The 21,701-nt window shown below is 57.5% G+C and carries 27 protein-coding genes; 15 read left to right on the plus strand and 12 right to left on the minus strand.

Translation table 11 applies throughout. The annotated features are described in order from the left end of the window. Window positions 1–91: 91 nt before the first annotated feature. Window positions 92–316, minus strand: a complete 225-nt coding sequence (locus AC2FJC_RS01970; protein ID WP_170466716.1) for a DUF1150 family protein — start codon at window positions 314–316, stop codon at window positions 92–94. 5 nt (window positions 317–321) lie between these two features. Next, the gene (locus tag AC2FJC_RS01975) at window positions 322–735 is read right to left on the minus strand and encodes an Hsp20 family protein (protein WP_058280036.1); all 414 of its coding nucleotides are present in this window, start codon (window positions 733–735) and stop codon (window positions 322–324) included. Between the two features lie 164 nt (window positions 736–899). Between AC2FJC_RS01975 and AC2FJC_RS01980 the strand changes: the two genes are divergently transcribed. From AC2FJC_RS01980 to AC2FJC_RS01995, 4 genes are all read left to right on the plus strand, one after another. Then, complete coding sequence (locus AC2FJC_RS01980) at window positions 900–1,124, plus strand: YdcH family protein (RefSeq protein WP_058275529.1); 225 nt, start codon at window positions 900–902, stop codon at window positions 1,122–1,124. A gap of 77 nt (window positions 1,125–1,201) precedes the next feature. Continuing rightward, complete coding sequence (gene purE / locus AC2FJC_RS01985) at window positions 1,202–1,687, plus strand: 5-(carboxyamino)imidazole ribonucleotide mutase (RefSeq protein ID WP_496704802.1); 486 nt, start codon at window positions 1,202–1,204, stop codon at window positions 1,685–1,687. Beyond that, window positions 1,684–2,442 (plus strand): NAD(P)-binding domain-containing protein, encoded by a 759-nt coding sequence (locus tag AC2FJC_RS01990; RefSeq protein WP_496738205.1) that lies wholly within the window; start codon window positions 1,684–1,686, stop codon window positions 2,440–2,442. The genes purE and AC2FJC_RS01990 overlap by 4 nt, the downstream gene beginning before the upstream one ends. Next, the gene (locus tag AC2FJC_RS01995) at window positions 2,442–3,509 is read left to right on the plus strand and encodes a 5-(carboxyamino)imidazole ribonucleotide synthase (protein ID WP_496738206.1); all 1,068 of its coding nucleotides are present in this window, start codon (window positions 2,442–2,444) and stop codon (window positions 3,507–3,509) included. Before AC2FJC_RS01990 ends, AC2FJC_RS01995 begins: the two co-directional genes overlap by 1 nt. A 1-nt stretch (window position 3,510) precedes the next feature. Here the strand turns inward: AC2FJC_RS01995 and AC2FJC_RS02000 are convergent, their stop codons facing one another. The 6 genes from AC2FJC_RS02000 to AC2FJC_RS02025 form a co-directional block, all read right to left on the minus strand. Continuing rightward, a complete protein-coding gene (locus tag AC2FJC_RS02000) occupies window positions 3,511–4,662 on the minus strand; it encodes an alpha-D-ribose 1-methylphosphonate 5-triphosphate diphosphatase (protein WP_496738207.1) in 1,152 nt (383 codons plus the stop codon). Further along, a complete protein-coding gene (locus AC2FJC_RS02005; protein WP_496723998.1) occupies window positions 4,659–5,432 on the minus strand; it encodes an alpha/beta fold hydrolase in 774 nt (257 codons plus the stop codon). The genes AC2FJC_RS02000 and AC2FJC_RS02005 overlap by 4 nt, the downstream gene beginning before the upstream one ends. Window positions 5,433–5,470: 38 nt before the next feature. Further along, window positions 5,471–6,313, minus strand: coding sequence for a DMT family transporter (locus tag AC2FJC_RS02010; RefSeq protein WP_496738208.1), 843 nt, complete (start codon window positions 6,311–6,313; stop codon window positions 5,471–5,473). 187 nt (window positions 6,314–6,500) lie between these two features. Then, window positions 6,501–8,144 (minus strand): chaperonin GroEL, encoded by a 1,644-nt coding sequence (groL, locus tag AC2FJC_RS02015; protein WP_058275524.1) that lies wholly within the window; start codon window positions 8,142–8,144, stop codon window positions 6,501–6,503. Between the two features lie 54 nt (window positions 8,145–8,198). Next, entirely contained in the window at window positions 8,199–8,486 is a 288-nt protein-coding gene (locus AC2FJC_RS02020; RefSeq protein ID WP_058275523.1) for a co-chaperone GroES, read from the minus strand. Window positions 8,487–8,637: 151 nt separating this feature from the next. Further along, window positions 8,638–9,312, minus strand: a complete 675-nt coding sequence (locus AC2FJC_RS02025; protein WP_496738209.1) for a DUF2161 domain-containing phosphodiesterase — start codon at window positions 9,310–9,312, stop codon at window positions 8,638–8,640. A gap of 106 nt (window positions 9,313–9,418) precedes the next feature. Between AC2FJC_RS02025 and AC2FJC_RS02030 the strand changes: the two genes are divergently transcribed. The 8 genes from AC2FJC_RS02030 (at window position 9,419) to AC2FJC_RS02065 (ending at window position 16,722) form a co-directional block, all read left to right on the plus strand. Beyond that, window positions 9,419–10,408, plus strand: coding sequence for a TraB/GumN family protein (locus AC2FJC_RS02030; protein WP_496738210.1), 990 nt, complete (start codon window positions 9,419–9,421; stop codon window positions 10,406–10,408). 106 nt (window positions 10,409–10,514) lie between these two features. Further along, a complete protein-coding gene (locus AC2FJC_RS02035) occupies window positions 10,515–11,435 on the plus strand; it encodes a manganese-dependent inorganic pyrophosphatase (RefSeq protein WP_472723122.1) in 921 nt (306 codons plus the stop codon). 134 nt (window positions 11,436–11,569) lie between these two features. Beyond that, window positions 11,570–12,640 (plus strand): DUF389 domain-containing protein, encoded by a 1,071-nt coding sequence (locus AC2FJC_RS02040; RefSeq protein WP_496738211.1) that lies wholly within the window; start codon window positions 11,570–11,572, stop codon window positions 12,638–12,640. Between the two features lie 109 nt (window positions 12,641–12,749). Next, window positions 12,750–13,625, plus strand: a complete 876-nt coding sequence (locus AC2FJC_RS02045) for a TIGR01459 family HAD-type hydrolase (protein WP_496738212.1) — start codon at window positions 12,750–12,752, stop codon at window positions 13,623–13,625. Between the two features lie 100 nt (window positions 13,626–13,725). Continuing rightward, the gene (locus AC2FJC_RS02050) at window positions 13,726–14,169 is read left to right on the plus strand and encodes a MaoC family dehydratase (protein WP_058275996.1); all 444 of its coding nucleotides are present in this window, start codon (window positions 13,726–13,728) and stop codon (window positions 14,167–14,169) included. A gap of 116 nt (window positions 14,170–14,285) precedes the next feature. Next, the gene (locus AC2FJC_RS02055; protein WP_496738213.1) at window positions 14,286–15,218 is read left to right on the plus strand and encodes a bifunctional riboflavin kinase/FAD synthetase; all 933 of its coding nucleotides are present in this window, start codon (window positions 14,286–14,288) and stop codon (window positions 15,216–15,218) included. Beyond that, window positions 15,215–15,688, plus strand: a complete 474-nt coding sequence (locus AC2FJC_RS02060) for a YcgN family cysteine cluster protein (RefSeq protein ID WP_496738214.1) — start codon at window positions 15,215–15,217, stop codon at window positions 15,686–15,688. The genes AC2FJC_RS02055 and AC2FJC_RS02060 overlap by 4 nt, the downstream gene beginning before the upstream one ends. Next, window positions 15,688–16,722, plus strand: coding sequence for a threonine aldolase family protein (locus AC2FJC_RS02065; RefSeq protein WP_496738215.1), 1,035 nt, complete (start codon window positions 15,688–15,690; stop codon window positions 16,720–16,722). Before AC2FJC_RS02060 ends, AC2FJC_RS02065 begins: the two co-directional genes overlap by 1 nt. Window positions 16,723–16,761: 39 nt before the next feature. Here the strand turns inward: AC2FJC_RS02065 and AC2FJC_RS02070 are convergent, their stop codons facing one another. Together AC2FJC_RS02070 and AC2FJC_RS02075 are read right to left on the minus strand one after the other, a co-directional pair. Then, on the minus strand, window positions 16,762–17,574 hold the full coding sequence (locus tag AC2FJC_RS02070) for an alpha/beta fold hydrolase (protein ID WP_496738216.1): 813 nt from the start codon (window positions 17,572–17,574) through the stop codon (window positions 16,762–16,764). Further along, the gene (locus AC2FJC_RS02075; RefSeq protein ID WP_496738217.1) at window positions 17,571–18,173 is read right to left on the minus strand and encodes a 2-hydroxychromene-2-carboxylate isomerase; all 603 of its coding nucleotides are present in this window, start codon (window positions 18,171–18,173) and stop codon (window positions 17,571–17,573) included. The genes AC2FJC_RS02070 and AC2FJC_RS02075 overlap by 4 nt, the downstream gene beginning before the upstream one ends. Window positions 18,174–18,280: 107 nt before the next feature. Between AC2FJC_RS02075 and AC2FJC_RS02080 the strand changes: the two genes are divergently transcribed. The 3 genes from AC2FJC_RS02080 to AC2FJC_RS02090 all read left to right on the plus strand — a co-directional run bounded on the left by AC2FJC_RS02080 (window position 18,281) and on the right by AC2FJC_RS02090 (window position 20,768). Further along, the gene (locus tag AC2FJC_RS02080; RefSeq protein WP_496723970.1) at window positions 18,281–19,300 is read left to right on the plus strand and encodes a ribose-phosphate pyrophosphokinase; all 1,020 of its coding nucleotides are present in this window, start codon (window positions 18,281–18,283) and stop codon (window positions 19,298–19,300) included. A gap of 60 nt (window positions 19,301–19,360) precedes the next feature. Then, window positions 19,361–19,807, plus strand: coding sequence for a ribose 5-phosphate isomerase B (gene rpiB, locus AC2FJC_RS02085; protein ID WP_496738218.1), 447 nt, complete (start codon window positions 19,361–19,363; stop codon window positions 19,805–19,807). Window positions 19,808–20,075: 268 nt separating this feature from the next. Then, entirely contained in the window at window positions 20,076–20,768 is a 693-nt protein-coding gene (locus AC2FJC_RS02090; protein ID WP_496738219.1) for a hypothetical protein, read from the plus strand. A 49-nt stretch (window positions 20,769–20,817) separates the two neighbouring features. On the opposite strand, the gene AC2FJC_RS02095 is transcribed toward AC2FJC_RS02090, so the two are convergent. Both AC2FJC_RS02095 and AC2FJC_RS02100 read right to left on the minus strand, forming a co-directional pair. Next, window positions 20,818–21,168, minus strand: a complete 351-nt coding sequence (locus AC2FJC_RS02095; protein WP_282151793.1) for an H-type lectin domain-containing protein — start codon at window positions 21,166–21,168, stop codon at window positions 20,818–20,820. A gap of 116 nt (window positions 21,169–21,284) precedes the next feature. Then, window positions 21,285–21,695, minus strand: coding sequence for a F0F1 ATP synthase subunit epsilon (locus AC2FJC_RS02100; RefSeq protein ID WP_058276005.1), 411 nt, complete (start codon window positions 21,693–21,695; stop codon window positions 21,285–21,287). Between the last annotated feature and the right edge of the window lie 6 nt (window positions 21,696–21,701).

Consider the following 21,701-nt stretch of genomic DNA (forward strand, 5'->3'; position numbering starts at 1 on the left):
GGTGCCTCCGCCCTGCGAACCTGTATTGGTTCGCATATCTCACCCGTGGGGCGGCGGATGTCACGGGAAAATCACCTTCTGCGGGGCCGTTTCAGTGAACGGCCACCGGCGAGAAGTCATGTTCGCGCGCCAGAACAAAGGCTAGCTTGCGGTCTGCAACCAGCGCCAGTTGCTGGCCATCGGAGTCGTGAACAGCGTAAAGCTGATCCAGATCACCGGCCTGTTCGCGCACTTCGCGCGGCAGGTCAGCTACATCGACAGCTTTCACATAAACGATCCGATCGCCTTCGGTGTTGATTTCAATCGGTGTATTCATTGCTCTTACCCCTTCCGTATATTGATTGTCTGAACCACGGTTTCCGGCACGGCGCGGGTCAGGTCCACATGCAGCAGACCGTTTTCCATGATCGCCTCGCCAACCTCGACTCCGTCCGCCAGCACGAACATGCGCTGAAATTGACGCGCCGCGATGCCGCGATGCAGAAAGATGCGCCCCTCGCTATCGTCGCGTTGACGGCCCCGGATCACCAGCTGGCGATCCTCGATGGTAATCGACAGGTCCTGTTCCGCAAAACCGGCCACGGCCAGCGTAATGCGATAGGAAAAATCCGAGGTCTGTTCGATGTTATAGGGCGGGTATCCTTCGTTTCCGGCCTTTGCAGACCGTTCCAGAAGGCGTTCCAATTGCTCGAACCCCAAAAGATGCGGGTATGAGCCAAGAGTAAGTTTCGACACGTATTTTCGTCCTTTATTGCCAAAGCGACGTGTGGTGCGGCCCCATTCTGGCAACCGCGTATGATAGAATATGGGAATATGCAGGGATGTCCACAAGGTCTGGTCGGATAAAGTCTGACACACTATCTTGTGTGACAAGCACCATAATAACAACTGAGTCGCCCATGAACGCGCCCACTGACATTTCAATGAAAACAGATGAAGTTCTTCGGGTCGAGCTTGAGGTATTTCGCCGCCAGCACCGCGATCTGGACGAAGCGATCGAGGCGCTGCAGGCCACGGGGACTTCGGATCAGTTGACGATCAAGCGGCTGAAAAAACAGAAACTGCGTCTAAAGGACATCATTCGCCTGATCGAGGACCGTCTGACACCCGATATCATCGCCTAAAACCCCTGTACCGCATTGCCAGATAGGCCGATTTGGCTATAGTGCGCGCTCTTTCGACGGGCAGAGGCGACAAGCGGATGAGCGATGTAAAAGTGGGGATCATCATGGGCAGCCAGTCGGACTGGCCCACGATGAAAGAGGCCGCAGACATTCTGGATGAACTGGGCATTGCGTTTGAAAAACGCATCGTTTCGGCGCACCGCACCCCTGATCGCCTGTGGGACTATGGTAAAACCGCCGTTCAGCGTGGCCTGGATGTGATTATCGCCGGTGCGGGCGGTGCTGCGCATCTGCCGGGGATGATGGCCTCAAAGACGCGCGTACCGGTGATCGGCGTTCCTGTGCAGACCCGTGCCCTGTCCGGCGTCGATTCGCTATACTCCATCGTGCAGATGCCCAAAGGCTTTCCGGTGGCGACGATGGCTATCGGCTCTGCCGGTGGGGCCAATGCCGGGTTGATGGCGGCTGGCATCCTCGCCTTGCAGGACGCAGCACTGGCTGATCGGCTGGATGCCTGGCGCGAAGCTTTGTCTGCTTCTATCCCCGAGGAACCCCAAGGATGAGCCGTATCGGCTTTATCGGAACCGGACATATCGCAGCCCCCATTGCGCGTTTTCTTACGGACAAAGGGCACAGCATTGCCGTTACAGAGCGAAACGCCAAAGTCTCAGCTGAGTTGGAGGCTGAACTGGGCGTAACGGTCACAAACCCACAAGCGGTTATCGACGCATCGGATATCGTTTTTCTTTGCCTGCGCCCTCAGATCGCCCCGGAAGTTCTGGATAACCTGAGTTTTCGCTCGGGTCAGCAAATCGTATCTGTGATGGCAGCTGTATCAGCGGACCAGCTTGCATCCCTGTGCGCTCCGGCGACTGACTTCGTTCAAACAATCCCTTTGGGGTTTTTGCGGCAAGGCGGATGCCCGCTTGCAGCGTTTGGCAACGATGCCTTGCTGGCCGAATTGTTCGAACCCGAAAACCCGGTTGTCAAAGTCGCAACCGAGGCGGCGTTGAACGCGCATTTTGCGATCTGCGCGATGGTCCCGGGCCTTCTGGACGTAATGGCAACAGGTGCCGAGTGGCTGGCCGAGCAGACAGGCGACGCGGATGCCTCAGAGTTTTATACAACACAGCTACTGTCCGGATTTCTGCAGACGATGCAAACCGGGCAAGCCGGGCGTCTGGCCCAGGAACGGGACGCGCTGGCGACGGATGGAACACTCAGCCTGCAGATGACGCAGGCATTGCATGCGGGCAAAGCACATGATGCGCTGCGCTCGGCCCTGCAGGCGATTGGAAAAAGGTTGGAGACAGACTGATGACGGACATGCTTGCTCCGGGGGCGCGGATTGGAATTTTGGGCGGAGGCCAATTGGGCAGGATGTTGTCCGTCGCCGCAGCCCGGTTGGGCTTTGTAACCCACATCTTTGAGCCGGGCGCGAACCCACCCGCCGGTCAGGTAGCGGATAATGTGACCACTGCAGCCTATGACGACGCTGCGGCGCTGAAAGCGTTTGCCGAGTCGGTTGATGTCATCACCTATGAATTCGAAAATATCCCGACCGAAGCGCTAGACCTGTTGGAAGCACATTGCCCAATTCATCCGGGGCGCGAAGCACTGCGCGTCAGTCAGGACCGCCTGACCGAAAAGACGTTCCTTGCCGGGTTGGGCTTGAAAACAGCGCCGTTCGCCGACATCACCGATCTGGACTGCCTAAAGGCAGCAATTGACCAGATTGGCACGCCAGCCATCCTGAAAACACGTCGTTTCGGCTATGACGGCAAGGGGCAGGCGCGCCTGCGTAGCCCGGAAGATGCCGAAACAGCGCTGGCCGATATGGCGGGAGCACCTGCGATCCTTGAAGGGTTCGTTAACTTCAGCCACGAGGTATCGGTCATCGCCGCCCGTGGTATCGACGGACAGGTGGCCTGTTTCGATCCCGGCGAGAACGTACACCGCGATGGCATCCTGCACACCACGACAGTACCCGCCCGCCTCGCGCCGGCGCAGCGAACCGATGCCGTTCTACTGGCCGCGAATATCCTGAACGCGCTGGATTACGTGGGCGTCATGGGCGTCGAGCTGTTCGTCACGTCGGAAGGTTTGATCGTAAATGAGGTCGCGCCAAGGGTGCATAACTCGGGCCACTGGACGCAGAACGGCTGCGCGGTGGATCAGTTTGAACAGCATATTCGCGCCGTAGCCGGTTGGCCGTTGGGCGACGGTCAACGCCATTCAGACGTGGTTATGGAGAATCTGATCGGCGACGGTATGGACCGCGTGCCGGAATTGGCGCGGGAACGCGACGTTGCGCTTCATCTCTATGGCAAGGCTGAAGTCAAACCGGGCCGCAAGATGGCGCATTTCAACCGCATCACGCGGTAACTCAGCCCACGAACCGTGCGGCGATATCACCGGACATGAAACTAACCCGCCCGCCAGCCAGCGTAGCAGCGACGTGGTGGGACCGAGCATCAAGTATCACTAGGTCTGCGCGTTGACCCGGGGCAAGAGTGCCCCGGTCCTGCAACCCAAGAACCCGTGCCGGACCGGACGAGACCAACGCCCAGGCTCCGGCCAGATCCAACAGACCGGATTTGGCCAGCATCAAAGCCGCTCGCCTGGGACTGGGATAATGGTAATCCGAGGCCAGCGCATCACACAGCCCCATGGTGATCAGATCCAGCGCACTAACGTTGCCCTTGTGCGATCCGCCGCGCACCACGTTGGGTGATCCGAGAATAACGTGGTCCCCAGCAGCCCGAGCGGCCTCAGCCGCCTCTAGCGTTTCGGGAAACTCGGCAATCTGAGCACCTCGCTCCCGCCAATCGGCGCGAGTTTCAGCCGTTGCGTCGTCATGGCTGCCCATACGGACACCCTGCTCGGACAATGCCGCACAGAGCGCGTCCAAGGCTGCGGAAACCTCATCGCCTCGGGCATGCATGGACAGCAACATCTCAAAATGTGCTTCAGGATTACGCCCGGCCTTAAGCGCCTGCCCCGTCAGGCGCGGCGGCTTGCGCCCCTCGGCCAGCCTGTCATGTGGCAGGTGATCGTTGAACACCACGTATGGCACACGCCACGCGGCAATACGTTCAGGCAGGCTCGGATATTCCTCGAGCATGTGGGTTTCGAACCGTAGCTGAGGCAGCAAATCGGTGACGACGCGATCTTTGACCGACGCAATAGCATCGAACACTTGGCCAGCGAATTCAGGGCCGCGTACGCCGCCCTCCCAACTTAGAAACTGGGCCAGGACCGCCGTCGTGATCCCGTTGGCGGCCAGTTCGGCCTCGACCGACAGGATGCCCTCGTCCATCTGCTTCATCGCCCCTCGTCGCGGTGCGATGTGACGCTCGAACCCGTCGCCGTGCAGGTCGATGATGCCGGGCATCACCAGATATCCAGACAGGTCGACTGTCCGTCCCGCCCGGTCCCGTTGCACGGCCCCGTCAGAAATGGACAGATCGGCACGAGTCATGCCCTGATCCGGCAACAGAACCTCTGCGCCGGACAAAGTCAGAGAAAGTGCGGTCATTCAGAGCGCTCCGAGTCCGGTTCCGAGCAATCCTGCCCAATGCAGATTTCATCGATGATTTCCATCACCCCATCCAGCCATGTGATCTGCGGATCAAACTGACCGAACTCGATGAAATGCAGCGCTTGCGCCATCACGCGTGGATTGTTCATCATGAACGTGTGAGTCACCGGTAGGACGATATGATCCGCCATCCCTTCGACCTTGGTCGTTTCAACCGAAACTTTCCCGTCATCCGAGCCATCGATCATCGAAGAAAACAGTGGGTTCAACGAATTCTCCCCGGCGATCACACCAAGTTCGAAATCCACGGGGGGCAGTCGTCGTGGGATACCTTCGGGGCCCGTGCCCAGCGCCAGACCGGCCGGGCCATTCAACATCCCGAACACCTCATACGCGCTAAGTTCGTCCACCAGCTGGCTGCCCTGATTGGGCGGGCCGAGCATGACTACGCGACCCAGGTTTTCCGGATGATTGTCCTGCAGCCAATAGCGCAACAGAATACCGCCCATCGAATGCGCGACAACATTGACTTTGTCGTCGCTGCATTCCGCAAATGCACCCGGCAGCGTCTGTGCAGCCAGATCGGGAATTGGCAGGTCGGTAGAGGAATACCCCGGGCGCACCACGGTATAATCATGCGTTTTGAACAACTGTTCCATGACGGTAAAAGACGCTTCGGTCCGTGCCAACCCATGCAGCAGGACCACGCATTTTGCCTGCACAATGGCAGGCACAAAGAACAGAAAGAGGGCAAGCAAATAACGCATAGCCGCCAGATAAGGCCTAACGTCCAGCGAATAAACCCCTACCGCGGCGTCCTGCGCAGAACGGCCAGTGCAATTCCGCCCAATACCAGCCCGGCCCCCATGATCAGGCGCAGGCTGGCGGCCTCGCCCAGCAGGAGGACACCGCCAATAATGGCTATAATCGGAACGCTGAGTTGCACGACGGCCGCCGTTGTGGGCGTCAATTCCCGCAGAACCTGATACCACAGCGCATACCCCATCCCTGATGTGACCGCACCGGCCAACGCGGCCAGCAAGTATCCGTTAGCAGTCATGTGCCACGCCCCTCCTGTCGCCAATAAAGCCAGCGTTGTCACTGGCAATGCCACGACGAAATTTGCAGCAGTGCCGGATAAGGCATCCGGTTCGGACTTGCCAACCAGCGAATAGATCGCCCAGCCGATCCCGGCAGCAATCATCAGAGCTGCTCCGACCGGGTTGACCTGTATCGATCCGGACGGCCAAAGCACGTAGCCCAACCCCAGCAACGCGATTGCGGCGCCCGCGATCTGCCGACCAGTGGGCAGAGTGCCTTTCACTGATGTCACAGTGAACATCGTCACCTGCACCACCCCGAACAGGATCAGCGCGCCAAGACCCGCGTCCAGCGTCAGATAGGCGACAGAGAATCCGATCATGTACAGGGACAACGACCCTGCCCCGGCAATCCTGCGCCGGTCAAACAGGGGCAAATGGCCAGCCCTCAGAAGAACCAACCCGGCCAGCACCACTGCACCGGCTAAAACCCGCACCACGGCAAAGGCAGCGGGATCGCTGGCGCCACTATCAATCGCTAGCCGATTAAGTATCGAGTTGGACGCAAAGGCGCACATCGTCAGGCACGTGAGTAGGAACAGTTTCATATCAACCACATAGCCGGTTTCGGCGCGTTTTGCACACTCACATTCCTGCGGGATGGTCCGCAAAACGAAACGGGGCCGCCCGAAGGCGACCCCGTCCCTATATTTTAAGGCTTCCCCTTCGGCAGCTTGGCCTTACAGCCAAGCGCCTGTCGGGACCGTCAGAATTCGCCGAGGCGAATTCGACGTCTTACATCATGCCGCCCATGCCGCCCATGTCGGGCATGCCGCCGCCAGCAGGCGCGCCGTCTTTGGCAGGCTTGTCAGCAACCATTGCTTCGGTGGTGACCAGCAGGCCAGCAACCGATGCTGCATCTTCCAGCGCAGTGCGGACAACTTTGGCCGGATCGATAACGCCGAACGAGAACATGTCGCCATACTCTTCGGTCTGAGCGTTGAAACCAAAGGCCGCTTCAGAAGATTCGCGAACTTTGCCTGCAACAACTGCGCCGTCGACGCCCGCGTTCTCAGCAATCTGGCGCAGCGGCGCTTCGATGGCTTTACGCACGATATTGATGCCTGCGTCCTGATCAGCGTTTGCGCCTTTCAGAGTGTCCAGTGCTTTACCGGCCTGAACCAGCGAAACGCCACCGCCCACAACAACGCCTTCCTGAACGGCTGCGCGCGTTGCGTTCAGAGCATCGTCAACACGATCCTTACGCTCTTTCACTTCAACTTCGGTCATGCCACCTACGCGGATAACAGCAACACCGCCTGCCAGTTTAGCAACGCGCTCTTGCAGCTTCTCACGGTCGTAGTCCGACGAGGTTTCTTCGATCTGAGTGCGGATCTGAGCAACACGTGCTTCGATCTCGGCTTTCTCGCCAGCACCGTCGACGATGGTGGTTTCGTCTTTGGTGATTTCGATTTTCTTGGCAGTGCCCAGCATGTCCATAGTGACGGACTCGAGCTTCATGCCCAGATCTTCGCTGATGACCTGACCGCCGGTCAGGATTGCGATGTCCTGCAGCATGGCCTTGCGGCGATCGCCGAAGCCCGGTGCTTTGACAGCAGCAATTTTCAGGCCGCCGCGCAGTTTGTTGACAACCAGAGTTGCCAGCGCTTCGCCTTCAACATCCTCAGCAATGATCAGCAGAGGCTTTTGCGACTGGATCACTTGCTCCAGCAACGGAACCATCGGCTGCAGCGAGGACAGTTTCTTTTCGTGCAGCAGGATCATGCAATCATCGAGATCTGCGATCATCTTGTCAGCATTGGTGACGAAGTAAGGCGACAGGTAGCCACGGTCGAACTGCATACCTTCGACAACATCGGTCTCGGTTTCCAGACCTTTGTTTTCTTCGACAGTGATAACGCCTTCGTTGCCAACCTTCTGCATCGCGTCTGCGATTTGCTGACCGATTTCGGCTTCGCCGTTGGCCGAGATGGTGCCAACCTGAGCGACTTCTGCCGAGTCTTTGACTTCACGCGCCATCTCTTTGATGCCTTCAACGACTTTGGCAGTTGCCAGGTCGATGCCGCGCTTCAGGTCCATCGGGTTCAGACCAGCAGCAACCTGCTTCAGACCTTCTTTGACGATCGACTGAGCCAGGACAGTTGCAGTGGTGGTGCCGTCGCCAGCTTCATCATTGGTGCGGCTGGCGACTTCTTTCACCATCTGCGCGCCCATGTTTTCGAACTTGTCTTCCAGTTCGATTTCCTTGGCAACCGATACACCGTCTTTGGTGATGCGCGGTGCGCCGAAGGATTTGTCCAGCACCACGTTGCGGCCTTTGGGGCCCAGGGTTACTTTGACAGCATCGGCCAGGATGTTCACACCTGACAGCATGCGGTTGCGGGCATCGGTGTCGAACTTGACGTCCTTAGCAGCCATGTTGTTTCTCCTTGAGAAAAATGTTGGAAATGAAGATCAGAGAAGCGCGAGCGCTTACTCGATGATCCCCATGATGTCGCTTTCTTTCATCATCAGCAGCTCTTCGCCGTTGACCTGAACCTCGGTACCCGACCACTTGCCGAACAGGATCTTGTCGCCAGCTTTTACAGCCATTGCGATCAGTTCGCCGCTGTCCTTGCGCGCGCCTTCACCGGTCGAAACGACTTCGCCTTCGCTGGGCTTTTCTTTTGCGCTTTCGGGAATGATCAACCCGCCTGCGGTTTTTTCATCGCTTTCGGTACGACGAACCAGCACGCGGTCATGAAGCGGTTTCAATGCCATCTTTGCAGCTCCTTGGGCTCAAAGTTTATTATCCTCCCCTCGCCGGCTGGCGAGGCGTTAGCACTCAAGGGTAGAGAGTGATAACGAGGCATAGCTAGGGGGTCGGAAACCCCGTGTCAACAAGCTGTGTTGGATTTTTTAGTTGCGAGGCTCAGCCGGTCTCTTCCCAGCTATAGGCCCAGTGTTTCAACCCTTCGACCCCTGTAGTCGACAGCGCATAGACCCCCTTATCGACCTTATCAAACCACCCGTAGTGATTATCCCGCATCAGGCGCGTGGCCTCGGCGACGCCGGTGGATTGGGCAACTTCTGCCCCCTTTGTCGCGCCGCATTCGGCCAGATGGGCTGCACATTTCAGCGCGTCCTGACGATAGGCCGTCACGATCCCGTGCCGGGTGGCCCCTCCTGCATTGGGATCACCTTCAAGCCGGTCAAATTCACGCAAAAGACGAGCCGCTTTTGCTTTGTTTTTTCGCGGTGCATACGGGCCAGGGTCACACTGCACCTCGACCGCGCCGTCAGCACGTACAGTGATCAGACCAAGACCAAGCCTGCGGCACAGCGCCAAATTGTCCTTTAACGCACGCCGCGCGGTTCGCCCCTTGGGTTTGCACACACCGATATAGACCTGGTCAGTCACCCTTAACCGCGTGATTGCCTGATGAAACAGCGCCAATGAGAACCGCAGCTTCAGCTCAACGATCACCGGCTCATCACCATCCCGAATGGCGACGATGTCGGCTGCGCCGACTTCGCCTTTGACGGTGTAGCCCTGACGCTCGAACAGCGCCTTGATCGGCGGGTATAGATCCTGCTCACGGTCCATTCCGCCATGCTATGCAAATTTGCCGCGAACGCCAGCCATCACCTGCATCTGGCTTGAATACATTGCTGCGCAAAGGCAATGTCGCGGTCACACTGAAGTTTCCGAGATGATCCTTATGCGCCTGTTTGCACCGCTGCTTTTCTTATTCCTGCCCGCCGCAGTGCAGGCCGCATGCGAAGGGAATGATCTGAGGCCGGGACTGAGCCCCGCGGTAAAGTCCGAACTGCAACAGGCAGTCGCTGATATCCCGTTTGCCGAAGGTAATCACTGGATCGCGTCCAAGGGGGACACGATCCTGCACCTTGTTGGTACGTTGCATGCCAATGACCCACGCATGGACGCAGTGGTCGAACGACTAACGCCGGCCCTCAGCGATGCGGACGCGTTTTATTTCGAGGTAACGCAGGAAGAAATGGACGCGTTCGAACAAAACCTGGCCAAGGACATGAGCCCGGTGATGATCACCTCGGGACCCAGCCTGATTGACCTGATGTCTGAGGAGGATTGGTCTGCCCTGTCTGACGGGTTATCCGAACGCGGTATCCCCGGTTGGATGGCAGCCAAAATGCGGCCCTGGTTTCTGAGCATGATGCTGGGCGTCCCCCCGTGTATGATGCAGGACCCCAGTGCGAACCACGGGATGGACGCCCGTCTGGATCAGCTGGCTGACGAGTTGGGCATCCCCAAACGCTCGCTTGAACAGATTGCCGATCTTATGAATATGTTCGACAGCCACCCCATCGAAAAACAGGTCCAGTCCCTTGTGAGGATGGCCGGTGCCATGGGCGGCAGCGAGGATCAACTGGCGACGATGGCCAACGCCTACCTGGAAGAGAAGCATGTCGAAATCATCCAGCTCGCCCGCCTTCAGGGATTGGAAGACTCGGGTCTGCCGCCCGAAGTATTCGACGAGGAATGGAATGATTTCGAGCAAAAGCTTCTGGTCGAGCGCAACAGCAACTGGATGCAGAAAATTCTGAACATTCAGGACCAAACTGTCGTGATCGCGGTCGGTGCCGGGCATCTTGGGGGCGACTACGGGCTGCTGAACCAATTGCATCAGACCGGGTACACCCTGACCCGCGCCCCGTTCTGACCCACCTCGATTTCAGACCAACCGTCGCAGCGTAAACACTGTCGGGTGACAACCCCGGCGGACCGCCCTATAAGGCGCGCAAAATGATCACCCTCAGGACGCTGACATGACAACGCTCGTATTTGGACATAAATCCCCCGACACCGACTCCACAGGCTCACCTATACTGTGGTCATGGTACCTGAACGAAATCAAAGGCGAACAGGCTGAGCCGGTTTTGCTGGGCGAACCCAACACCGAAGCGGCATTCCTGCTGCAGCGCTGGGACCTGCCAAAGCCGCGCATCATCGAGGACGTGGCCGAGGGCGCACCGGTAGTCATCGTGGACACCAACAACCCGGCCGAGCTGCCAGCCAGCGTAAACAGCGCCGACATCCGCGCAATCATCGACCACCACAAGCTGGTTGGTGGCCTGGAAACCAAAGGCCCGATCGACATCACCGTGCGCCCGCTGGCCTGCACGGCGACCATCATGATGGACCTGATCGGTGACGACGCCGCCAAGATGCCCGACGCCATCAAAGCCGCCGCACTGACCTGCATCCTGTCGGATACGCTGGAATTCCGCTCACCCACCACCACCGCACATGACCGCGCAGTGGCCGAGAAGCTGGCTGCCGAGCTGGGTCTGGACGTCGCGACCTATGCCGCGGAAATGTTCGCGGCCAAATCGGATGTCTCGTCCTTCTCGGACGCCGAACTGATCCGCATGGACAGCAAGGAATATGAGGTCGACGGTACCAAGTTCCGCGTTTCGGTTCTGGAAACCACTGCACCCGGCGTCGTTCTGGACCGCAAGGCCAGCCTGGCGGGTTCGATGGCTGACGTAGCCAAGGAAGACGGTGTTGATCAGGTTCTGCTGTTCGTAGTCGATATCCTGAACGAAGAGGCCACTCTGCTGGTACCCAACGATCTGGTCAAAGGTGTCGCCGAAAAGAGCTTTGGCGCAAGCGTGGACGGCGATGCCGTAGTCCTACCCGGCATCATGAGCCGCAAAAAACAGATCATCCCGAACCTCAAGGTTTGACGCTGACAAACATCCCAACCGAAAGGCGCCCCACCCGGGCGCCTTTTTTCTTTGCTACTAATGTTTTGCGCGAATGGCATCCGTTGGTAGTCTGACATTAATAGCCAGACAGCGAATTGGGTCAGACGACGTTCATGAGTTCCCGCAAGTTCAGCACCACACGCGACATCCTGAGATTTGAAGGCAAGGACAAATCTGCCTATTGGCGACGGTTTGCCATGCTTCTGACCTTATCCGTGGTGATCGCCACGATGGGCATGCTGCGAGATTCCGGTGCGGTGGTAATTGCCGCAATGCTTGTTGCGCCATTGATGACCCCGATCCTTGGGGTCGCGGCGGCGATGGTCATGGGATGGCTGGGTCGCGCGTTCAAACTGGCTTTGATTGTCTGCGGTGCCGCGGTAATCAGCGTCTTGCTGGCGTGGCTTCTTGTCTATGTCGCAGACGTCCCGCGCGGCATTCTGATCCCCGATCAGGTTCTCGCCAGAACGGATCCGGGCACCGAGGATCTGATCGTTGCCCTCGCCGCCGGAGTGGCCGCAGCTTACGTTCAAATCAACCGGTCCGAGGCCAGCCTGCTTCCCGGTGCAGCCATCGGCGTGTCCTTGGTGCCACCTCTGTCTGCATCGGGTGTTTTGCTGTATTTCGACGAGCCCGCCGAGGCCTATGAGGCCGGCCTGCTGTTTGCCACCAACCTTGGAGCAATCATTCTGTCGGCCTGCGCGGTTTACATCGTATATGCGGCGCGCGCGGTGGTGTTTAGCAAGGGTCGGCGCAAGCTGAACTTCACCGCAAGCGTGGTGGTGACACTGGCATTCCTGGCCTTCGTTGTCCTTCAACTGGGAAAGTCGACCTACAACCGTTACCTCGAAACCCGGACCGAGGCACAGTTGGCGCAAACGATCCGGGACTGGGCCGATCCGGTGTCGGTCGAGATCATCCGCGTGGACGTGAATGCCAAACGTAAACACGCCGATATTTGGCTGATCGTGGACCTTCCGATTGAAGCGGCTTACAAAGTATCCTCGATCGCCGGTTTGCTGCCCGAGACCCTGCGCGACACGCCTTTGGTCGACGTACTTCAGAAAGAACTGGGGCTGGGTTATCTGGTCGTAGTGCGTTTCCAGAACAGGATCGGCGCACAGATCATATTGGGCACCGAAAACGTCCAACAAGCACCCGATGTCGAAGAAATCGTCGAATGACACGATCAGACACACCGTGTTCGACCCGCAATTGGTATTGCGGGATGGCCAAGAGGTGAAAGCTTTGCCATAGCTGTCACAACTCAGAATTTCAGATCCCGAGGCTCCCATGACCCAGATCATCCACACGCTTTCCGAGATTTCAGGCCGCTACAAGGCACTGTTCGTTGACCTGTGGGGATGCGTTCACAACGGCATCACTGCCTATCCCGAGGCGGTTGCAGCTTTGCAAAACTACCGGGCGCAAGGCGGGATCGTTGTACTGGTCACCAACTCACCCAAACCACGTGCTGGCGTGGCTGAGCAGCTTGGACAATTCAATGTCCCCGCAGACGCCTATGACACCATCGCCACCAGTGGGGATTCGGCACGTTCGGCCATGTTCCGTGGAGCAGTCGGTCAAAAAGTCTATTTCATGGGGGAATGGCAGCGAGACGCAGGATTCTTTGAACCATTGAAAATTCTGCATCACCCGATCCACATCGAACGCGTTCCACTGGACCAGGCCGAAGGGATCGTCTGCTGCGGCCCGTTTGATCCGATGGCGGACCCATCCGTCAACCGCGCAGACTTTCTGTATGCCAAGCAAATGGGTATGAAACTCTTGTGCGCAAATCCTGATATTGTTGTCGATCGAGGCGAAGTTAGGGAATGGTGCGCCGGTGCGTTGGCGAAGTTGTATACCGAGATGGGAGGCGAGAGCCTTTATTTCGGAAAACCCCACCCGCCGATCTATGATCTGGCGCGGCGCAGGCTGCAGGAACTGGGTCACGACATCCCGGATGGCGACATTCTGGTGATCGGCGACGGCCCGCATACGGACATTCTGGGCGGTATGGGCGAAGGGATTGATTCTCTGTTCATCTCGGGTGGCTTGGCCGCAGCGGAAACAAAAACTGAGCATCATCCGCACCATGAATCCCTAAGTGACTATATTGCAAAGGAAAACATTAATCCGACCTACACAATCGGTCGATTGAGATAGTCAGAAAAGACTTGATTTTCTGCAGCTGCGAAGTAATAAAGTTGCCAAACTGGGGCGACTTGAGTTGTTTTGTTGCCCATTGAACTCGAGTGAGGGCGACATGTTGGATAATCTTCCACGCGGCACGATCTGTATTGAAGACATCGAGATGGGCATGACCCGCCACCTGCGCAAAGTGGTGACGGACGAAGATATCGAAATGTTTGCGCAGGTATCAACGGACCGGAATCCGGTACACTTGGACGACGACTATGCCCGCGATACGATCTTCGAAGGTCGTATCGCCCACGGCATGTTGACGGCGGGCCTGATCTCAGCCGTGATCGGCGAGCAGCTGCCGGGCCACGGCACGGTCTATATGGGTCAGTCTCTCAAATTCCTGGCTCCGGTGCGCCCCGGTGATATGGTCTATGCCGAGGTCAAAGTGATCGATATTGATTTTGCCAAGCGTCGCGTGAAGCTGGATTGTCACTGTGCGGTCGATGGCAAAAAGGTGCTGGTAGGCGAAGCCATGGTTTTGGCCCCTTCGCGCAAGTTCGACTGAAGCCTCGATACATCTATCCTTTTGAAGGGCACTGGGAATGGTGCCCTTTTTTGTTGCGCGGCATTTGTACCAATCAGGTGCTTGAACCCGGTCACCAGTCCCGCTAGGCAAGCTACATGCAGATCATCCGTGATTTCCAGTTTGTCGAGCCAGAAGACCGCGGTGCCAGTGTGGCAATCGGGAACTTCGATGGCGTACATGTGGGCCATCAGTCGGTGATTGAACTTGCACAAAGCGTGGCCCCGGATGCTCCGCTTGGTGTTCTGACGTTCGAGCCTCACCCGCGCGAGTACTTTGCACCCGATGCCCCACCTTTTCGTCTGATGCGCGGAAACGCACGTGCGCACCGGTTGGAGAAACTGGGTGTACAAAAGCTGTACGAATTGCCGTTCAATGCAGCGCTTGCCGGTCTGACGCCCGAAGGCTTTGCCCGCAATGTCATCTGCGAGGGACTTGGTCTATCGCACGTCGTGGTCGGCGCGGATTTCTGTTTCGGCAAAGGGCGCAGTGGCACCGCCGAAGATATGGCCCGGTTCGGGCAAGAGATGGGGTTTGGCGTCACCATTGCACCGCTGATGGAACGGTCTGACGATGTGGTATCCTCGACTGGTATCCGCACCGCGCTGACCGATGGCCGCCCCCGCGACGCAGCGGCAATGCTGGGCCATTGGCACCGCGTCGAGGGCGAAGTGATCGGCGGCGAACAACGCGGGCGCGAGCTTGGGTTCCCCACCGCGAATATGTCCATCGAAGGGTTGCACCCGCCAAAATTTGGCGTCTATGCGGTGCTGGTCGATGTGCTCGACGGACCGCATCAGGGCAGCTATAACGGCGCATCCTCTGTCGGCGTTCGCCCTATGTTCAACGGAGAGGTTCCGAATATCGAGACCTTCCTGTTCGATTTCTCAGGCGATCTGTATGGTTCGACCCTGTCCGTCGGCATGGTCGAATACCTGCGCCCTGAGATGACGTTTGACGGGCTGGATGCCCTGATCGCGCAGATGGATGCCGATTGCGACAAGGCCCGCACCCTGTTGGCCGCGCTATGACCACCGATCCGATCGATCGCAAAGGCCTTGGCCCGCGGTTCTGGGAACGCAAACCGCTAACCAAGATGAACCAGCGCGAATGGGAAGCCTTGTGCGACGGCTGCGGCAAATGCTGCCTGAACAAGCTTGAGGATGAGGACACCGGCGAGGTCGCCCTGACCTGCGTCGCCTGCCGTCTGCTGGACGATGAGACCTGCCGCTGCACGCAATACGACATCCGCCACCAATTCGTCCCGGAATGCATCGTGATGAAGCCCAACAACATCGACGATCACGCCTATTGGCTGCCCCAAACCTGCGCCTATCGGCTGCTGTGGGAAAGGAAACCACTTTACGAATGGCATCCCCTGATATCAGGTACACCGGACAGCGTGCACGCAGCTGGCATGTCAGTTCAGGGGCGCACGGTATCCGAATTCGAAACCCCCTTGGAAGAGTGGGAAGACTATATCATTGAGGAACCCAGCTGATGTATTTCGCCTCTGACAATTCCGGTCCGGTTCACCCGCGGGTTATGGCCGCATTGAACGAAGCCAATCAGGGCTATCAAATGGCCTATGGCGCGGACACCCTGATGAACGAAGTGCGCGATCGTATTCGCGGAATCTTCGAAGCGCCAGGGGCCGCAGTTTATCTGGTAGCCACCGGGACAGCCGCGAATTCGCTGGCTCTGGCGACACTCTCAAACCCATGGGAAACCGTGTTCTGTTCACCCGTCGCGCATATCCACGAGGATGAATGCAACGCGCCCGAGTTCTATAGCGGCGCAAAGCTGACACTGGTGCCGGGCGGCGACAAGATGGAGCCCGCAGCGCTGCGTCGCTCGATTTTGGCCGAAGAAACACGTGGCGTGCACGGTCCCCAGCGTGGGCCCGTGTCGATCACTCAGGTGACAGAGCGTGGCTCGGTTTACTCACTGGCCGAATTGCAGGCGCTTTGCAGTATCGCCAAGGAATTCGACCTGCCAGTTCATCTGGATGGTGCCCGGTTCACCAACGCGTTGGTCGCGCTCAATTGCTCGCCTGCTGAGATGACGTGGAAAGCGGGCGTCGATGCGGTCAGCTTCGGTGGCACCAAGAACGGTCTGATGGGCGTCGAAGCGGTGGTTTTCTTTGACGAATCCAAGGCCTGGGAATTCGAACTGCGGCGCAAGCGTGGTGCGCATCTGTTCTCCAAGCATCGTTACTTGTCCGCCCAGATGGCCGCATATCTGAACGATGATCTGTGGCTGCAGATGGCGCGACAAGCCAACGCTAACTGCGCGCATCTGGCCGATGGTCTACGCGCCAAAGGCGCAACCTTTCTACATGAGCCGCAAGCCAATATGATCTTTGCGCAGTTTTCGCGCGCGCGTCACAAGCAGTTGCACCAAGCGGGTGCGGTTTATCATCTGTGGGGCGCAGAGCTGGACGGTGCGGATGACGACGAGATCCTGGCCTGTCGACTGGTCTGCGACTGGTCGATCAACTCAGATGATATCGACCGGTTCATCGGCTTGTTGTGATTTCAGGGATTAGGGGCGTCATCCTGTACGCAACATGGTTCAGGATAGACCACCCCAAAACTTTCGAATGACGGCAGCCGTCTGATCCGGGTGCGTGATTGGGACCATGTGATCAGCACCCGAAACAACGCCCGTTCTGGCATTGGGAAGCCGCCGGGCAAGACCTTCTCCGATCGCGGGCATGACGGGGTGCGTCTCAGACCCGCTGAGGATCAGAACCGGCATGGATGCGCGGTCCAGAACGCCAGGGTTCAATATCCCCTTCTGATCAAGGAACAAAGCGTCATCAACGGCGGGCACAACGTGAATACCGCGGATCATTCCCGCGCGGGTTCGTTCAGGCAAATCGGGCCATCGTGGGCCGTCCTGTGCGCCCCACATCCGGTTGAACAAACGGGCGGCCTTTTCAAAATTTGCGGCCGCGAGCGCATCAGAGACAGGTTTCGCCTCTTCATCATGTTGCCGCACCAAATCGGGCGTGTCCTGAATCGCAACTGCAAAAAACACAGGCTCGATCAGGACCGCACTGCGGACCAGGTCCGGAAACTCGACAGCCAGCCGAAGGGCTAGCATCCCGCCAAAGGAATGCCCGATCACATCCATCGGTTCGGTCAGATGCGCGGCCGACAGTTGGGTCACTTGGTCAAAGAAATCCCCGTGCCCGTCCCAATCTGTACTGCGTCCATGAGACGGCATGTCGGGGGCCGTAAATGTCGCCACGCCCTCTAGTTCCGTCGCCAGCCCCGACCACGCCCCAGAATGCGCGATCGTGCAGTGCAGGGCGAGCACCTTGCGCGCGCCCTGCCCCGACGTTCTGACAAAGATGTTGTCTTCCAGGGGGGTGTCCCTCATCCCTTCAGTTTCGACAAATGGCGGTCCAAATCATCCAGCCGGTCCTGCCCCCAGAACCGCTGATCGTCTTCGGTGATGTAAAACGGCGCGCCAAATACGCCGCGATCCACAGCCTCTTCCAGGTTGGCGCCATAAGTTTCCGCGCCCACCAGAAGGCCGCTATCCGCCAACCCTGGATCAAAACCGGCTTGTGTCAGGCAATCGCGGATCACATCATCCTGCGCGATGTCTTTTTCCTCGGCCCAACAGGCCCGCACGAAGGAATGCGCAAGTTTTCCAACGTCGCCCGATCCATCCTTGATCGCAGCGATGATCGCATAGGACGATGGTGCCGCATTGGTTGGCCAATGCGCGGGTTGCAGATTGAACTCCATACCAAGCTGTTTGGACTGTCGCTGTAGTTCCTGTGCCCGATATTCGATCCGCGAAATATGGCGGTCTTTCGGAGGAGTGCCCCCCGTACGCCCAAACAGAGCGACAATATCCAGCGGTTTGTAGTTGATCGTCGCGCCATGTTTCGCCGCCACCTCTTCCAACCGCATACCTGCAAGGTAGGTATAGGGCGAGAGTGTCGCAAAATAGTAGTCAATCTGGGTCATCTGCACTTTCTCCGCTGCGTTATCTTTGCTGGACGTTAGACCCGTGCTAAGCGGTGTCAACATCACGAATCTGTCACATTGCCATTGCTGCCCGGGGACCTCAGCCGATGCCGACACTCAACGAACCCAAGCTTATCGCTGGGAACGCCAACCTTCCTCTTGCCGAATCCATCTCGCGACGCATGAGCCTGTATCGTGGCGTCGATCAGAATCTTGTCGATGCGCGGGTCGAACGCTTCAATGACGGCGAGATTTTCGTCGAAGTGTTCGAGAACGTGCGCGGCGAGGATATGTTCATTGTCCAACCGACGTCGAATCCGGCGAATGACAACCTTATGGAGCTGCTGATCATCGCTGATGCGCTGCGTCGGTCTTCCGCACAGCGTATCACCGCCGTGATCCCCTATTTTGGCTATGCCCGTCAGGACCGCCGCACCAAGGCACGCACGCCGATCAGCGCCAAGCTGGTGGCTAACATGCTGACCGGTGCCGGGATCGAACGTATCCTGACCATGGACCTGCACGCAGCGCAGATTCAGGGGTTCTTCGACATGCCGGTCGACAACCTCTACGCCTCGCCGATTTTTGCGTTGGATGTGAAACACCAGTTCCAGAACAATCTGGACGAGCTTATGGTCGTATCACCTGACGTAGGCGGCGTGGCCCGAGCGCGTGAGCTTGCCAAGCGCATCAACGCCCCCCTGTCGATCGTAGACAAACGCCGCGAAAAGGCTGGCGAAGTGGCCGAGATGACAGTGATTGGCGACGTCAAAGACAAGATCTGCCTGATTGTCGACGACATGTGCGACACCGCCGGTACGCTATGCAAGGCCGCTCAGGTACTGCTGGATAACGGCGCGAAAGAAGTGCACTCCTATATCACCCACGGTGTCATGAGCGGCCCGGCGGTCGAACGTGTGACAAATTCGGTGATGAAATCTCTGGTGCTGACCGACACGATCCAGCCCACCAAAGAGATCACCAACGCCAAGAACATCCGCATTGTGCCGACTGCGCCAATCTTTACGCAGGCGATCCTGAACATCTGGAACGGGACAAGCGTGTCTTCATTGTTCGAGGATAAGACTCTGACACCGATCTACGAGTCGATGTATCACATGGACTGACCGAGTTGGGCGGCGTTGCAGCCGCCCTTTTTTGTCAACACAGCAAGGCAGGACGTACCCGTGACAGCCTCAAAACGCATTGTTCTTTCCAGTGACCACGCAGCGATCGCGCTGCGCCAGGCGGTCGCCGACCATATCTCGGCACAAGGCTGGGAAGTCGTCGATATCGGCCCCAAAACACCGGAAAGCACGCACTATCCCGTCCACGGCAAAGCTGCAGCTCAGGCCGTTGCCTCGGGCGAGTGCCACCTTGGGATCGTCCTGTGTGGTACAGGTCAGGGCATCATGATGGCGGCCAACAAGGTTCCGGGCATTCGCTGTGGCGTGTGTTCTGACGCCTTCTCGGCCCGCATGATCCGCGCGCACAACAACGCCAACATGCTGTCGATTGGCGCACGTGTCGTGGGTGAAGGTCAGGCCCTGGATATCGTAGATGCGTTTCTGGAGGCCGAGTTCGAAGGCGGGCGTCACGCAACCCGTGTGGCCATGATCGAAGACAACGATTGATAGGGTTCAAGTCCAAAGACCTTTCGAAGCGAAACTAAGTGCAAAAAACGCTTGTTCACGGCACTGATGAAAACACATTACGCCCACCACCTTAGGGATCGGGCAGGTGGTTGAGGGGACCCGCCTGTCCTCGTCACACCCCCATTTTCGATGTATTTCAACGCTTGCTCCCGCTGGAAAACCTTTCACAAGAGAGGCCACCCGACCAATTGTCACCACATTCTCGCAGCAAGTTGCAGTTTATTGCGAAACCAAAAGAAATCACCTTATGTCAAACGCCAATTTTCACGATCGCATACAACGCATCAACGCCAAATCCCAACAACCTCGGGCAACGTTGTATGGCGGGTCACAAACCGCCCCGACACAGGTAAAAAAGAAACCGAACCTAGCTGTTGTGTTTGCCGGTTCTCTCTTAATGTGCATGGGACTATATATTATCAAGGACCTAAACGAAGAATACGAAGTGCTTCGCGATAGCAATGGCCTAGGGTTCATAACTGCGTTTGCTCTGAGTGGCTTGGTTTTTCTTCTAGCGGGTTGCTTTATCCTCTTTCGCGCTTTTTTGAGCAAACGAAGTTCCCGCAATGGCACTGCGCTTCAAAGTTCAGAGAACGGTGAACCCCAAATCCTAAGAGCATCGGGCAAGGCGCAAACACTAAGCTCGGTTTTTGGCCTCATACTCGGTGTTGGTGCATGCGTTTGCTTTTTATCAGGGGTGATGGCTACAAGAGTTGCAACTGAGACCGCGTTTGAGGTCTTTCAGAGTACTTTAGTGGTTTCGATTTCTTTGCTTGTTTCTTCGATACTCATCGGACTCGTTGGCGTATTTCTGCGTGGATATGCGCTTGGCCGAGTTCCGGTGTATTTTGCAATCGGCGCATTGGCGACCTTTTCGATAGTCCTTTTTACAGGATTGCCCGAGCAGTTAATGGAGTACTTCTATTCCGCTTTGCAGTAACTACGAGCGAATGGAAACAGAGGTGGTGCCAAATGATTGACCCTCAGTATTAAGAGATATTCCAATCGTCGTCATGGGCCACCTCTCCGATTGCGGTCCATGTGACCCGTATCCGGGCGATCCGTGTATCGGACCATGTGCGGAAAACGGCGCTAAAGCCCTCTGGTGTGATGTCTTCAGCCGTGACTTCGGCGCGCAGAGCGGAAGATGTATCCACATCCCACAAAGAGACACCGATCTGAACCACCGGATTGGATCGGAACGGTTGGTTGAAAACAACACTCGACCGCCTCTGGCGCGGTCCTTCGCCCGTCCACATTTCGCCACCATCGGCGAATTCGGAAAAAATAACTGCCTCGCCTTGGTCAATACCAATTGGATGGGTTCGAAACGTCTTCATTGATTTGTCTTTATCTATGTAATTCCGGACCTTAACCCGTCGCATTGATAAAATCACGATAAAAAAACGGCCCCGTGTTTACGGGGCCGTTTCTAACTGTCGGAATGCGATGAGCCTTATAGGCTCATATGCGTTCCAAGGGCTTCCATGTCGGCCAGCAGTTTAGCAGCGTCATCGACAATTGTCTGATCATCGCCTGCCTTGGCTGCTTCGTGCGAAGCACGCGCCTCGGCGACCAGATCGTCCAGATGCGACCGTGTCACTTCGGCGACCGGAATGGCTTTTTCGGCCAGAACCGACAGGCCATCGCCATTGATCTGAGCAAACCCGCCGGTGACCAGGTATTCACTGGACCCTTCGGGTGCCTCGACCTTCAGGATGCCCGGGCGCAGCGTCGTGATGGTGGGGGCATGATCAGGCATTGCCGTCATGTCCCCGTCCGCGCCGGGAAGCTGGACCGCGGTCGCGCTGAGCGAAGCAAGGCTCCGCTCGGGGCTGACGAGGTCAAATTGCATCGTGTTTGCCATCAGGTT

The organism is Ruegeria sp. CDSB117, from assembly GCF_059611005.1.